General features: G+C 72.9%; 9 protein-coding genes. 7 read left to right on the top strand and 2 right to left on the bottom strand.

The annotated features are described in order from the left end of the window. Positions 1 to 72: 72 nt before the first annotated feature. The gene (locus tag GA0070564_RS08060; RefSeq protein WP_091605073.1) at positions 73 to 1971 is read left to right on the top strand and encodes a Xaa-Pro dipeptidyl-peptidase; all 1899 of its coding nucleotides are present in this window, start codon (positions 73 to 75) and stop codon (positions 1969 to 1971) included. A gap of 39 nt (positions 1972 to 2010) precedes the next feature. On the opposite strand, the gene GA0070564_RS08055 is transcribed toward GA0070564_RS08060, so the two are convergent. Beyond that, on the bottom strand, positions 2011 to 3243 hold the full coding sequence (locus GA0070564_RS08055; RefSeq protein WP_091605070.1) for a PucR family transcriptional regulator: 1233 nt from the start codon (positions 3241 to 3243) through the stop codon (positions 2011 to 2013). Between the two features lie 271 nt (positions 3244 to 3514). Here GA0070564_RS08055 and GA0070564_RS08050 point away from each other — a divergent pair, with 271 nt between their 5' ends. The 3 genes from GA0070564_RS08050 to GA0070564_RS08045 all read left to right on the top strand — a co-directional run bounded on the left by GA0070564_RS08050 (position 3515) and on the right by GA0070564_RS08045 (position 6656). Next, complete coding sequence (locus GA0070564_RS08050) at positions 3515 to 5566, top strand: M6 family metalloprotease domain-containing protein (RefSeq protein WP_091605068.1); 2052 nt, start codon at positions 3515 to 3517, stop codon at positions 5564 to 5566. A gap of 71 nt (positions 5567 to 5637) precedes the next feature. After that, positions 5638 to 6072, top strand: a complete 435-nt coding sequence (locus tag GA0070564_RS29235) for a hypothetical protein (RefSeq protein ID WP_176730600.1) — start codon at positions 5638 to 5640, stop codon at positions 6070 to 6072. Continuing rightward, positions 6069 to 6656: a TlpA family protein disulfide reductase gene (locus tag GA0070564_RS08045; protein WP_176730599.1), complete on the top strand. Its 588-nt coding sequence runs from the start codon at positions 6069 to 6071 to the stop codon at positions 6654 to 6656. Before GA0070564_RS29235 ends, GA0070564_RS08045 begins: the two co-directional genes overlap by 4 nt. A 6-nt stretch (positions 6657 to 6662) precedes the next feature. Here the strand turns inward: GA0070564_RS08045 and GA0070564_RS08040 are convergent, their stop codons facing one another. Further along, positions 6663 to 7223, bottom strand: a complete 561-nt coding sequence (locus tag GA0070564_RS08040) for a GNAT family N-acetyltransferase (protein WP_091606936.1) — start codon at positions 7221 to 7223, stop codon at positions 6663 to 6665. A gap of 526 nt (positions 7224 to 7749) precedes the next feature. On the opposite strand from GA0070564_RS08040, the gene GA0070564_RS08035 reads away from it, so the two are divergent. From GA0070564_RS08035 to GA0070564_RS08025, 3 genes are read left to right on the top strand one after another with little or no spacing between them, the layout of a single operon-like run. Beyond that, positions 7750 to 10878, top strand: coding sequence for an OmpL47-type beta-barrel domain-containing protein (locus tag GA0070564_RS08035; protein ID WP_176730598.1), 3129 nt, complete (start codon positions 7750 to 7752; stop codon positions 10876 to 10878). A 21-nt stretch (positions 10879 to 10899) separates the two neighbouring features. Next, positions 10900 to 11871 (top strand): sugar phosphate isomerase/epimerase family protein, encoded by a 972-nt coding sequence (locus GA0070564_RS08030; protein WP_091605062.1) that lies wholly within the window; start codon positions 10900 to 10902, stop codon positions 11869 to 11871. Then, positions 11868 to 13037, top strand: a complete 1170-nt coding sequence (locus tag GA0070564_RS08025; RefSeq protein ID WP_218104896.1) for a multicopper oxidase domain-containing protein — start codon at positions 11868 to 11870, stop codon at positions 13035 to 13037. Before GA0070564_RS08030 ends, GA0070564_RS08025 begins: the two co-directional genes overlap by 4 nt. The last annotated feature ends 90 nt before the right edge of the window (positions 13038 to 13127 follow it).

Here is a 13127-nt window from a genome sequence, read left to right as displayed (position 1 = left end):
CGGCGCACGTTCTTCCCGGTCAGCGCCGGGGCGTGCAGGCCCACGGGCCGGTGCGGGGAGGAGGAGCCGCACATGCGTGGATATCGGATCCGGTGGCGGGCAGCGGTGGTGGCGGCGGTGACCCTGGTCGCCGGCGTGCCGGCGACCGGCGCCTTGGCGCAGCCGGCCGTAGCCGAGCAGTCGATCGTGGTGGCCGACGGGGTGACCCAGCCGGTGTTCGGCTACGCCGACGCCGTCCGGCAGCGGGTCTTCGTGACCTCCGACGTCGACACCGACGGCGACGGTGCGCTGGACAAGGTGGCCCTGGACATCATCCGGCCGGCGGCCAGCGACCAGGGGTTGCGGGTGCCGGTGGTGATGGACGCCAGCCCGTACTACTCGACGGTGTGCCGGGGCAACGAGGGAGAGTGCAAGGCCGACGTCGACGGTGACGGCCTGCTCGACAGGTGGCCGCTGTTCTACGACAACTACTTCGTGCCCCGCGGGTACGCGGTCGTGCTGCTGGACATGATCGGCACGAACAACTCCACCGGCTGCCCGGTGACCGGTGGCCGGGCGGACAACCTCAGCGCGCCCACCGCGATCGACTGGCTCAACGGCCGGCGCAAGGGCTTCGACGCCGACGGTCGGGAGGTCACCGCCGGCTGGCACAACGGCCGGACCGGCATGATCGGCAAGTCGTACGACGGGACCCTGGCGAACGCGGCGGCGGCCAGCGGGGTGGACGGGCTCACCACGATCGTGCCGATCTCGGCGATCTCCAGCTGGTACGACTACTCCCGCAGCAACGGCCTGGTCACCCGGGCGAACAACTACTCGGGCAGCCTGGCCAACACGGTGACGAACCCGGACCGGCGGGCGTACTGCGCGCCGGTGCGGGCGAAGCTCGGCCAGGACGGCGACGACGTCACCGGCGACTACAACGACTTCTGGGCCGAGCGGGACTACCTGCCGCACGCCGACCAGGTCAGGGCCAGCGTGTTCGTGGTGCACGGGATCAACGACGACAACGTGCGGGCCGACCACTTCAGCAGGTGGTGGGCGGCGCTCGCCGAGCGGGACGTGCCGCGCAAGCTGTGGCTGACCGGCACCGGGCACGTCGACCCGTTCGACTTCCGACGCGGGCCGTGGGTGGACACCCTGCACCGCTGGTTCGACTTCTGGTTGCAGGGCGTCGACAACGGGATCATGACCGAGCCGATGGCCGACGTCGAGCGGGCGCCGGACGTGTGGGAGACCGCGCCGACCTGGCCGCTGCCCGGCGCCCGGCCGACCCAGGTGTGGTTGCAGCCGGCCGGTGGCCTGTCGGTCAAGCCGTCCGCCGGCAAGGCGGCCCGCACCTTCCAGGACACCCCGGTGATGAGCCAGACCACCGCCATCCGGCACCCGTCGGACCCGCTGGCGAACACCGCGAACCGGCTGGTGTTCCTGTCGCAGCCGCTGACCGCGCCGCTGCACATCTCCGGCACGCCGTACGTGCGGATCAACGCCACGGTCGACGGCGAGGACACCAGCTTCGCCGGCCTGCTGGTCGACTACGGAACCAAGGAGCGGTTCAGCACCGCCGGTGACGGGGTGCGGACGCTGACCACCGAGGACTGCTGGGGCGCGGAGGCGACCTGGGGTGGTCAGGTCGAGGAGGCCTGCTACAGGCAGGTGGCGAAGAACGTCGCCAGCAACCCGCAGGAGCTGGTCACCAAGGGCGTGGTCGACGGGCTCAACCTCGACTCGGTGAGCGTGTCGACGCCGCTGGTGCCGGGGGCGAAGAACGAGGTCGACGTCCGGCTGATGCCGGAGGACTACGTCTTCGACGCCGGTCACCAGGTCGGGGTGGTGCTGCTCGGCTCGTACTCCGGCTACAGCAGCCGGGCCAAGCAGACCCGGGCGAACATCACCGTGCACTTCGACCGCAGCCGGATCGAGTTGCCGGTGGTCGGCGGGCGTACCGCCGCGGTGGCGGCGGGCCTGTAACGCGGGCGGGGCGGGGGCGTCCGGCGCCCCCGCCGCCGCTCAGCGGGCCGGCCGGTAGTGCCCGGTGAGCCGGCCCAGCTTCAGCGCCAGGTGCAGGCAGAGCCGTTCGTTGCCGTCCTTGAGGTCGGTCTCGGCGAGCTGCTCGACGCGTTGCAGCCGGTAGTAGAGGGTGGTGCGGTGCAGGCGCAACCGCTGGGCGGTGGCGTGGGCGTTGCCGGCCAGGTCGAGGTAGGTCTCCAGGGTCTCCAGCAGCACCTGGTTCGCCTCGTCGTGCAGCAGCCGCTCCAGGCCGGGATGCACGCCGGCCACCCCGAGCTGCTGGGCGTCCATCCGGGCCAGCACCCGGTAGATGCCCAGGTCCGCCCAGGTCACCACCGGGCCGAGGGCGGGCAGTTGGACGCCCACCCGGGCCGCCTGGAGGGCCTCCTGGTAGGAGGCGACGGTGTCGTGCAGCCGGGCGCGGGGCTGCCCGACGCCGACCACGCTGCGGGCCACCGACGGCAGGCCGTGCCCGGCGCTGCGCAGGCTCGCCCCGAGGTGCTCGGCGACGGCCTCGGTGCTGACCCGGTTGCTGCCCCGCCCACAGCACAGCAGCAGCACCCCGTGGTCGTGCCGGACCAGGTGCAGCGCCTCGCGCGGCCCGATCCACCGGCGGGTGGCGACCAGGGTGTGCTCCAGCGCCACCCGCGCCGGGTCGTCCAGCGGCTGCCCCCGGCCGCCGACCAGCTTGGCGACCAGGGCGGTGACCTCGCCGTCGGCGCCGACGATCCCGTCGGCGAGCAGCGACCGGACGGCTTCGGCGCGGGTCTCCGGCGCGTCGGAGAGCAGGGTACGCGCGGCCTCCGCCTCCCGCTGCGAGGTGAGCTCGCCGAGCAGGTTCTCCCGGTACAGGGCCAGGGACAGGTCGGGCACCGCCTCGGTGACGGTGGCGATGTCCTCGTCGGTCATGTCGCCGGTCGCGTCGATGAACCAGACGAAGCCCAGCAGCAGGTCCTGGTGGCGGATCGGCACGCAGACCCGGGGGAGCAGGTCCAGCGACGGTGAGGCGGGGGTACGCACCGGCCGGCGGGCGTCGGAGATGCCGACCTGCCGGAACCAGGCGATCACCTCGGGGGTGGTGTGCCGGCGCAGGATCGAGCTGCGCCGTACGTCGTCGATCAGGCCGGTGTGCTCGCTGTAGACGACGACGCGCTGGCGGCGGTCCTCGATCAGGGCGGGCCGGCCGACCCGGGCGGCCATGGTGTCGACGATGCGTTGCAGGTCTGTGTGCACTGTGCTTCCCCCGGTCATCCCGGTGTCCCCACGACACCGCCGAAGATCGGGCCCGGCGCGCGGTTTCGGCAGGACCGTCCGCCTACCATCCGACGGGGTTCGCCGGGGCGCAACCGGCCGGCCGGTTGATCATGCCTCCTGCACGTGTCGGAACGGGCCGGTGGACGTGCCGACATCTGCACGGTGACCAGCGGCGGAGGCGCTCCTAGGGTCGGGGCGGGGAGATCACGTTCGGCCCCCGCCCCCTGGATCCACGATGAGAGGTGACTCGATGCACCTTCTGCCCACCAGACCCGCGGTGCGGCGATCGGTGCTGGCCGCCGCGCTGGCGTCCGCACTGGTCGCGTCCACGGCAGCCGGCCCGGCCCTGGCCGCCCCCGACGAGACGACCGGCGGGAGCGCGCCGTTCCAGGTGCTCGACCCGCAGCGCTGGCAGAACCCGGACACGATGACCTGGGACGACTACCGGGCGGTGCCGAACCGGAACTGGGCCGACCCGTCGGTGAAGGGCTCGGTCCGCAACTTCAAGATCGCCCTGGTCACGCTCGACTACACCGACCAGCCGTTCGAGATCACCCAGCCGGCCGGGTCGTCGGTCTTCGGCAACCCGCAGGCCAGCGCGGCGAACGTGCCCCGGGAGGACGTCGCCGGCTTCTACACCGACTTCCTCAACTCCCCTGGTGACCTGAACCGGGGGCACACCCTGCACGAGTACTGGATGCAGGACTCAGGAGGCCGCTACGGGGTGGACCTGACCGGGTTCGGGCCGTACCGGATGCCGTCGAAGTCCTACCAGTACGGCATCGACAACGGCTTCAACCCGGGGGCCTGCCCGACCGGGGAGGCCTGCGCCCGCAACATCCGCACCGACGGGCTGGGCGCCTGGCGGGCCGCGGTGGGCCAGGAGGTCGCCGACTCCTTCGAGCTGGTCTTCATCCTCTCCGCCGGCCAGGACGAGTCGTCGACCTGGCAGGAGTTCGGGCAGATGATGTTCCAGAACAAGGAGGACGTGCCGGACGCCTGGGGGCCGCCGGACCCGACCCTGCCGAACTGGGCGAAGACCCGCTACGTCGACTGGACGTCGTGGAAGGCGGCGGCCACGATCTGGCCGAACGCCGGTGGCGGCTCCTCCACCCAGGCGGAGAGCTCGGGCATGGGCGTGTACGCCCACGAGCTGAGCCACCTGCTGAGCATCGGCGACAACTACAACAACCCGTACGGGGTGCCGCTGCGGCGGGCGTACACCGGCATCTGGAGCATGATGTCGCGCGGGTCGTTCAACGGCCCGGGCGGCCCGCACAGCCGCTGGCAGATCCCGCCGGTCAACGGCGGCTCGATGGGCTCCCTGCACACCCTGCGGGACAAGATGAAGATCGGCCTGGTGGGGGAGGAGAACGTGCTGCGGCTGTCCCGCGAGACGCTCGGCGCCTCCGGCCTGGTCGTCGCCGACGTGACCGCCCGCGCGGTCGACGCGGGGCAGGGGCTGACCGGGGTGAACATCGCGATGAACGCCGACCGGTCCCCGGCGTGCAGCACCAGCGCCGACCCGCTCTGCGACGGCGGCCGGTTCAACAACTACACCGTCGAGGTCGTCGACCGGATGGGCGCGGACTCCTTCACCCCGGACAGCGGCGTGCTGATCAGCAAGACCAAGAACACCGACAGCGCGCCGTTCCAGTGGGTCGTCGACGCCAATCCGCAGGACATCGACATGGTGGACTTCTACCGGCCGGACGGCACCCCGCAGAAGATCACCATGGGTGACTACCGGCAGCTCTCCGACGCCCTGTTCCACGCCGGCGCCCGCTCCGGAAGCGAGTACGAGTACGTCGACGAGGCCAACCGGCTGCACTTCTACGTGCTGAACCTGCGCCGCGACGGCGACGGGGTGCTGTCGTACACGGTGGCGGTCCGCTCGCTCGACGGCGCCGGCCCCAGCCGGCGCGGCGTGGCCCTGTCCAAGGGCAAGCTGGCCACCCGGGACATGCCGAACCCCGGCGGGTCGACCTGCACCTTCGACCTGACCAACACCGGTCGGTACGTGGCCGCCGACGCCCAGCACCCGGAGGACGTCACCGACCACCTGCGCTCCGACGTGTACCGGCTGTCGGCCAGCGTCGGCGGCACGGGCTGGCAGGTGGAGCTGCCCAACGAGCTGGCCACCGCCGAGTTCGGGAAGTCCACCACGGTGGACGTGTCGGTCGGCGCCGCCGCCGACGCGACGGCCACCACCCTGGTCACCCTCACCGCCACCTCGGAGAGCGACCCGACCAGGACGGTCACCAGCCAGTGCCGGGTCGAGCGGCCCCGCGCGCTGCGCTGAGCAGGACCTACCACGGCCGGGGCGGTGCCTTCCCGCACCGCCCCGGCCCCCGGTTGAGCGGAGGACGACGGATGCGACGGCTGTGGGTGGCGCTGTGCCTGGCGCCGGTGCTGGCCGGCGGCGCGGCGGGGTGCGGCAGTGACGCCGAGGAGACCAGGTCGGCGACGACGGTGCGGGTGCTCGTGCGCGACATCAACATCCGGCCGGTCGGCGTGGACTGCGCCGGCACCGGCCCGTACACCCACTTCCACAACCGGGCGCCGTTCCGGGTGGAGGACGGCGGCGGCGCCACCCTCGCCGAGGGCGCGCTGAGCGGGGGCCGGTCGGTGCCGGCGTTCGAGGAGGACCTGGAGGTGGCGAAGGTGCCGACGTACTGCGAGTTCCGGATGCCGGTGCAGCTGGCCCGGCGGGACGCGTACCGGCTGGTGGTCGACGGGCGGGCGCCGATCCCGCTGACCGCCAACGACAGCGAGGGGCCGGCGTTGGTCGCGGTGGTGCCGTCGTGAGGATCGGCGTACGCCTGGCCGCCCTGGCCCTGGCCGCGGCGCTGGCCGCCACCGGCTGTTCCGCGGCGGAGGAGGAACCGGCGCGGTCCGAGCCGGTGGCCGGTGGCGTCGCGGCGCTGCCCAGGCCGGCGCCCACCGGCCTGGCGCTGCGGCCCGTCCCCGCCGGGGTGCCGGCCGCGCCGGCGGTTGCCGGCCGGCTCACCGACGGCAGCGCGGTCGAGCTGGCGAGGCTCTGGGCGGACCGGCCGGTGGTGCTGGTCTTCTTCTCGTCCTGGTGCGCGGCCTGCGAGCAGCGTCAGGACGCGTTGAGCCAGCTGGCCCGCGACCACGCCGACCGGGTGGTCTTCGTCGGGGTGGCGGGGGAGGACAAGCCGGCGGACGTGCAGCGGTTCCTGCGGGCGCACCGGGTGGACTATCCGGTGCTGCTCGACGACGACGGCCGGGTCGCCCTGTCGTACGCGGTGCGGGAGCCACCGGCGGTGGTGCTGGTCGGTAGGGGCGGCAAGCTGCTGCGCGGCTGGACCGGCGGGGTGGACGCGTCCACCCTCGACGCCAGGCTCAGGGAGCTGGTGCTGGCCGGCTGAGCGGTCTCAGGGGACGCGCCGGCCCGCGGCGCGGATCCGGAACAGCAGGTGCCGCCGGAGCGGGTGCCCCTCGGCCAGGCGCGGGTGGTCGAAGTCGTCGGCGGGGTCGTGGGCCATCCCGATCCGCCGCATCACCGCCTGCGACCCGAGGTTGGTCGTGCTGGTGAAGGAGACGACCTCGGGCAGCCCCGCGTCGTCGAAGGCGAAGTCGAGCGCGCGGCGGGCGGCCTCGCTGGCGTAGCCGTGTCCCCAGCTCGACCGGCACAGCCGCCAGCCGATCTCCACGGCCGGGGTGAAGTGCGCCCGGAAGTTCGGTACCGACAGGCCGGTGAAGCCGATGAACTGCCCGGTGTCGGCGATCTCGACCGCCCAGAGGCCGAACCCGTGCTCGTCGAAGCCGGCTTCGATCCGGTCGACGAGCGCGTCGCTCTCGGCTCGGGTCATCGTGGCGGGGAAGTGCTCCATCACCTCGGGATCGGCGTTCAGCGCGGCGAAGGGTTCACGGTCCTGGGACCGCCAGCGGCGCAGCACGAGCCGGTCGGTCCCCAGTGGCGACGGTACGGGCATCCGGCGATGGTAGGTCACCTGGCGACCCTGACGTGGTCCCGCAGGGCCCGCATCCGCCACTTTTGTTTACTCAGAGGAAAGTACGAGAGTAGGCGACGAAAGGTCTGGACAGTCCCTCGGCAAGTCAGTAGGGTCGGGAACTGTCGATATGTTTCACCGAGATGACGTCGCAGTGTAGGTAGCTTTCGACCGCGACGCCGGGCGGCGCAACCCGCTTCCGGTGTCACCGGTCGCGTCGGGCGGCACACCCGACGACGAGCCCCCGACCGACACCGCGCACGGACGGCCCGCCTCGGCCGACCGGTGTCCCGGCGATCGACCCAGCTCCGGGCGCGGCGACGCGCTCGCTCCCCGCGCCCTCCAGCCGGCGCGTCACCCGACCAGCCGAACACCGACGACCGTGGCGCCTCACCACGGCCGCGCGGTAGCGCGCCCGAAGGGGGGTGCGACCGCCGCCATCCACGACACCCGACGTGGCGCCGCACGCTGCGCCGACGAGCCTCATCGGACCGTGAAAGGGACCTCCATGAACGGCTTCTCACCACCCGCCCCACCACCGGTGGGCGGTCCGCCCGGCCGCCCGCCGGCGCGCCGGTCCCGACGACCGGTCGCCGCGACCGTCACGGCGCTGCTGCTGTTCGTCACCGCCGCGCTGACCGGGGCGCCGGCCACCGCGCGCCCCGCCGACCCGGACCGGACCGTGGCCGCCTCGTCGACGCAGGTCCAGGCCCAGGTGCTCACCTGGACCGCCGGCGACAACTTCACGTCGTACCTCTCCGCGCCGACCACCGCGGTCGCCGGGCCGGCCACGCTGGTCTTCGAGAACAGCCGGGCCACCGGCAACACCACCGGCATGCAGCACACCCTCACCTTCGAGACCGGCGACCCGCGGTACAACAGCGACGTCGACGTCAACATCCTCGCCGATCCGACGGACGCCAACGGGGGCCGTTGGACCGTGGACGTGACGCTGACCGCCGGCACCTACCGCTACTTCTGCTCGATCCCGGGCCACGGCGGGATGACCGGCCTGCTGGTCGTCTCCGGCGGCACCTCGGACACCACGGCGCCGACCGTGACCGCCGCGGTGACCGGCACGAAGGACGCCGCCGGGGCGTACGTCGGCGGCGCGACCGTGAACCTCTCCGCCACCGACGCCGGCTCCGGCGTCGACAAGGTCGAGTACGCCGTCGACGGCGGCGCCTGGGGCGTCTACGCCGCGCCGGTGACGGTCAACGCCGCCGGCCTGCACACGGTCGGCTACCGGGCAACCGACAAGGCGGGCAACACCTCCACCGTCCAGCAGGTGTCGTTCACGGTGGTCGAGCCGGCCCCGACGGACACCACCGCGCCGACGGTCACCGCCGCGGTGACCGGCCAGAAGGACGCCGCGGGCGCGTACGTCGGGTCGGCGACGGTGACCGTCTCGGCCACCGACACCGAGTCGGGCGTGGCGAAGGTCGAGTACTCCCTCGACGGCGGCGCCTACGCCACCTACACCGCGCCGCTGGGCGTGACCGCCGTCGGGCAGCACACCGTGAGCTACCGGGCCACCGACAGGGCCGGCAACACCTCGACCGCCCAGCAGGTGACGTTCACCGTGGCCGCGCCGGCGCCGACCGACAGCACCCCGCCGACCGCCACCGCGACCGTCACCGGCACCAGGGACGCCGCCGGCGCGTACGTCGGCTCGGCGACCGTCACCCTGGCGGCCACCGATGCCGGCTCCGGTGTCGACAGGATCGAGTACTCCCTGGACGGGGCGCCCTACGCGGCGTACTCCGCCCCGGTCGTGGTGAACCAGCCGGGCGCGCACACGCTGAGCTACCGGGCCACCGACAAGGTGGGCAACGCCTCGGCCGCCCAGCAGGTCACCTTCACGGTGGCCGAGCCGGCGCCGACGGACGGCACGCCGCCGACCGCCACCGCCGCGGTGACCGGCCAGAAGGACGCCACCGGCGCCTACGTCGGCTCGGCGACGGTGACCCTCGCGGCCACCGACTCCGGCTCCGGCGTCGAGAGGATCGAGTACGCGCTCGACGGCGGCGCCTGGACGGCGTACACCGCGCCGGTGACCGTGAACGCCGCCGGACAGCACACGCTGAGCTACCGGGCCACCGACAAGGCGGGCAACACCTCCGCCGCGCAGCAGGTCGCCTTCACCGTGGTGGCGCCCGCGCCGACCGACACCACCGCGCCGACCGCCACCGCGACGGTTGCCGGCACCAGGGACGCCGACGGGCGGTACGTGGGCGGGGCGACGGTCACCGTGACCGCCACCGACACCGGCTCCGGCGTCGAGCGCATCGAGTACTCCCTCGACGGGCAGCCCTACGCCACCTACACCGCCCCCGTCACCGTCAACCAGACCGGCCCGCACACGGTGAGCTACCGGGCCACCGACAAGGCCGGCAACACCTCCACCGCCCAACAGGTCACCTTCACCGTGGTCGACCCGCCGGCCCCGGACACCACGCCGCCGACCGCCGCGGCCACCGTCGCCGGCCAGCTCGACGCCGACGGCGGGTACGTCGGCAGCGCCACCGTCACCCTCACCGCCGCCGACTCCGGCTCCGGCATCGCCACGATCGAGTACGCCCTCGACGGTGGCGCCTGGACCGCGTACACGGCGCCGGTGACGGTGAACGCCGCTGGTGCGCACACGCTGAGCTACCGGGCCACCGACAAGGCCGGCAACGTCTCCACCGCCGGTTCGGTCACCTTCACCGTGGTCGCCAGCGGCGGTCACGACGCCTGCGCCGTGCCGGACACCCGGCCCACCGTGTGGCTGGGCACCGTCGACAGCGGCGTGCCCAACCGCAAGGTCGACGGCGACTGCACCATCAACAACCTGATCGGCGACGCGAGGACCTGGCCCAACCACGGCGCGTTCGTCAGCCACGTCAACGAGGTCGCCGAGCACCTGCACCACCTCGGCCTGCTCGACCACGCCGAGCACGGCAGGCTGACCAGCGCCGCGGCCCGCTCCGGTGTCGGCAGGCCCGACGTGAAGAACGGCTACCAGCCGCTGCTGGACTCCTCGGTGACGTCGTTCGCCAGGTGGGAGCAGGTCGGCGCGGGCGGCTTCACCCGCAACGCCGACGGGTCGGTAAGCAGCCGCGCCGTGCCCGGCATGGGCATGCTCTGGTTCCCCGCCACCGCCTACGGCGACTTCTCGCTGAAGCTCCAGTGGCGCGACGACGCTCCGGGTGACGGGCGGGCCAACAGCGGCGTCCTCGTCCGCTTCCCCGACCCGCGTCACGACCCGCGGGAGTCCCGCCCGGAGTGGGTGGCCGTGAAGTACGGCCACGAGCTCCAGATCCACGACCGCACCGACGGCGACGCCTACAAGACCGGATCGGTGTACGGCTTCGACCGGGTCGACCTGGCCGGCGCCCGGGTCACCCCGAAGGGGACCTGGAACGACTACGAGATCCGCGTCGTCGGGCAGCACTACCAGATCTACCGCAACGGCGAGCTGATCAACGAGTACGTCAACACGCCGGACGCCGTGTTCAGCCCGCCCCGCGCGGACGACCCGGGCGGCGCCGGACGGCAGCAGGCCACCGGCTATGTCGGCCTGCAGAACCACGGCACCACCGACCTCGTGAGCTTCCGCAACGTCCGCATCGCGCCGCTGACCCCGGCCAACTGATCCGCAGGGAGACGACACATCATGGCAAAGCAGAAGATCGACCGCCGGGCGCTGCTGCGTACCCTGGCCGGCTCCACCGTCGCGGTCGGCGCCGCCACCCTCGCCGGTGGTCTGCCCGCGACGGCGGCCACCGAGAGCGAGACCGGCGCCCGACTCATCCCGCAGGGACACCTGGGCATCCAGCTCTACAGCGTCCGGGACAAGATCTCCCAGCTCGGCTTCGCGGCCGTCTTCGAGGAGCTGTCCCGCATCGGCTACCGGGAGGTGGAGTTCGCCGGCTACACCCAGGGCAGCGTCGGCGCGATCACCCCGGAGCAGATCCGCCGGCTGCTCGACGACAACGGCCTCAAGGCCGCCGGCAGCCACCGCGGCCTGAACGACTTCCGCACCAACCTGGAGTGGGAGCTCGACGTCGCGCAGATCCTCGGGATGCCGGCGGTCGGCACCGCCTCGGCCCCGACCGGCGACCGGACCATCGCCGGCTACCAGCGGGCCGCCGCGGAGTTCAACGCCTGGGGCGCGGCCGCCGCGGCTCGGGGCATCAAGCTCTACCAGCACAACCACACCATCGAGTTCGCTTTCGCCACGGACGCGCCGCAGGTACGCCTCTACGACCTGTTCCTGGAGCTGACCGACCCCCGCTACGTGTTCCTGGAGATGGACATCCTCTGGGCGTACGGCGGGGCCCGGAAGTACCCGGGCTTCCGGCCGGTGGACTACGTCAACGCCCACCCGGAGCGCTACCCGCTGTTCCACGTCAAGGATGGTGTCCCGCTGCCCGACCCGCAGCAGGGCAACTCCTACCTGGACGTCGAGTTCGGCGCCGGGCAGATCCCGTTCACCGACTTCTTCACCGAGCTCAACGGCGGCGGCCGGTTCGAATACCTCTGGGAGCAGGACTCCGCCCCGAACGCCCAGCCCAACCCGCCCGGCTCGCTGGGCGCCGCCGAACGCAGCTACCAGCGGATGCGTGAGCTGCGGAGCGGGCGATGAGCGCCTGGCGGCTGCCGGAGACCGTACCCGACGGGCAGCCACCCGCGGCGGAGCCGGCCGCCCCGCGGGCGGTGACCGGCGCCCGGCGGATGCTGGTGGTGGCGGCCACCGTGCTGCTCACCCTGGTCGGTGCCGGCGGCCTCGCCGTCGCGGGTGGCGCGATGGACGCGTTCTTCCCGGAGAAGCCGGACGGCTGCGCCAAGCCCGACCGCAGCCTCCAGCTGTACGCGGTGGAGCTGCCGTCGGACGGCACCCAGGTGCGGCTCGGTTACGGCCTGACCCCGCAGACGGCGTCCTATCCGGGCCCGACGATGGAGATGACCGAGGGGGAGTGCCTGGCGATCACCCTGCACAACCAGGTGTCGGTCGAGACGCTGACCAAGCTGCGTACCGACCCGGCTCACCCGCTCGGTGTCTCGCTGCACGTGCACGGGGTGAAGTACACCCAGCTTTCCGACGGCACCGTGCAGAGCGGCTCGTTCGTGCCGCCCGGCCAGTCCCGCACCTACACCTGGTACGCCAAGCCGGCCGACAAGAAGACCGGCAGCCCCGGCACCGCCGGCTACTGGTGGTACCACGACCACGTGGTGGGTGGCCCGCACGGCACCCAGGGTCTCGGCGCCGGCCTCTTCGGCGGCGTGGTGGTCCGCCGGCCGGGTGACCCGAAGCCGGACCGCACCTACACCGTCGTCTTCGGTGACCGGCAGAGCATCAACCTGCGCCGCGGCGCCGCCACCGACACCTGCGACCCGGTCAACCCGCAGCCCGGCCCGAGCTGCCTGGTCGCCCGCAAGGGGGAGCGGGTGGAGTTCGTGGTGGTCGGCACCGGCAACGACATGCACACCTTCCACCTGCACGGCCACAACTGGGCCGACACCCGCACCGGGACGGTGAGCAACGGTCAACCCTTCGCCGACCAGGTGCCGATCATCGACAACAAGACCCTCGGCCCCGGCGACTCGTTCGGCGTGCAGGTGATCGCCGGCGACTCGGTGGGCCCCGGCCACTGGATGCTGCACTGCCACATGCAGTTCCACTCCGACGCCGGCATGTCCACCATGCTGCACGTCCTGGACGAGAACGGGCAGATGCCGCCCGGCGGCCACGACCACTCGGCGATGACCGGCGCGACCGGCACCGACGGCGGCGCGCACCAGCACAACTGACCCCCGGTGGTGGCCGCCGCCCGGCGGCCACCACCGGCACCACCCCCTGCACCCCACGCACCGGCCGCCCTCGACGGGTGGCGCCGGCGG

Origin of the sequence: Micromonospora mirobrigensis, assembly GCF_900091555.1 — a bacterium.
Taxonomy (GTDB): domain Bacteria; phylum Actinomycetota; class Actinomycetes; order Mycobacteriales; family Micromonosporaceae; genus Micromonospora; species Micromonospora mirobrigensis.
Note: the sequence above shows the minus strand (reverse complement) of the source record. Positions and strands in the feature narration are given on the sequence as shown.

What these genes read in the sequence shown, in the direction of transcription:
- GA0070564_RS08050 (WP_091605068.1), top strand. Translation starts at nt 3,515, where the DNA reads ATGCACCTTCTGCCCACCAGACCCGCGGTGCGGCGATCGGTGCTGGCC.
- GA0070564_RS29235 (WP_176730600.1), top strand. Translation starts at nt 5,638, where the DNA reads ATGCGACGGCTGTGGGTGGCGCTGTGCCTGGCGCCGGTGCTGGCCGGC.
- GA0070564_RS08060 (WP_091605073.1), top strand. Translation starts at nt 73, where the DNA reads ATGCGTGGATATCGGATCCGGTGGCGGGCAGCGGTGGTGGCGGCGGTG.
- GA0070564_RS08040 (WP_091606936.1), bottom strand. Translation starts at nt 7,223, where the DNA reads ATGCCCGTACCGTCGCCACTGGGGACCGACCGGCTCGTGCTGCGCCGC.
- GA0070564_RS08035 (WP_176730598.1), top strand. Translation starts at nt 7,750, where the DNA reads ATGAACGGCTTCTCACCACCCGCCCCACCACCGGTGGGCGGTCCGCCC.
- GA0070564_RS08025 (WP_218104896.1), top strand. Translation starts at nt 11,868, where the DNA reads ATGAGCGCCTGGCGGCTGCCGGAGACCGTACCCGACGGGCAGCCACCC.
- GA0070564_RS08030 (WP_091605062.1), top strand. Translation starts at nt 10,900, where the DNA reads ATGGCAAAGCAGAAGATCGACCGCCGGGCGCTGCTGCGTACCCTGGCC.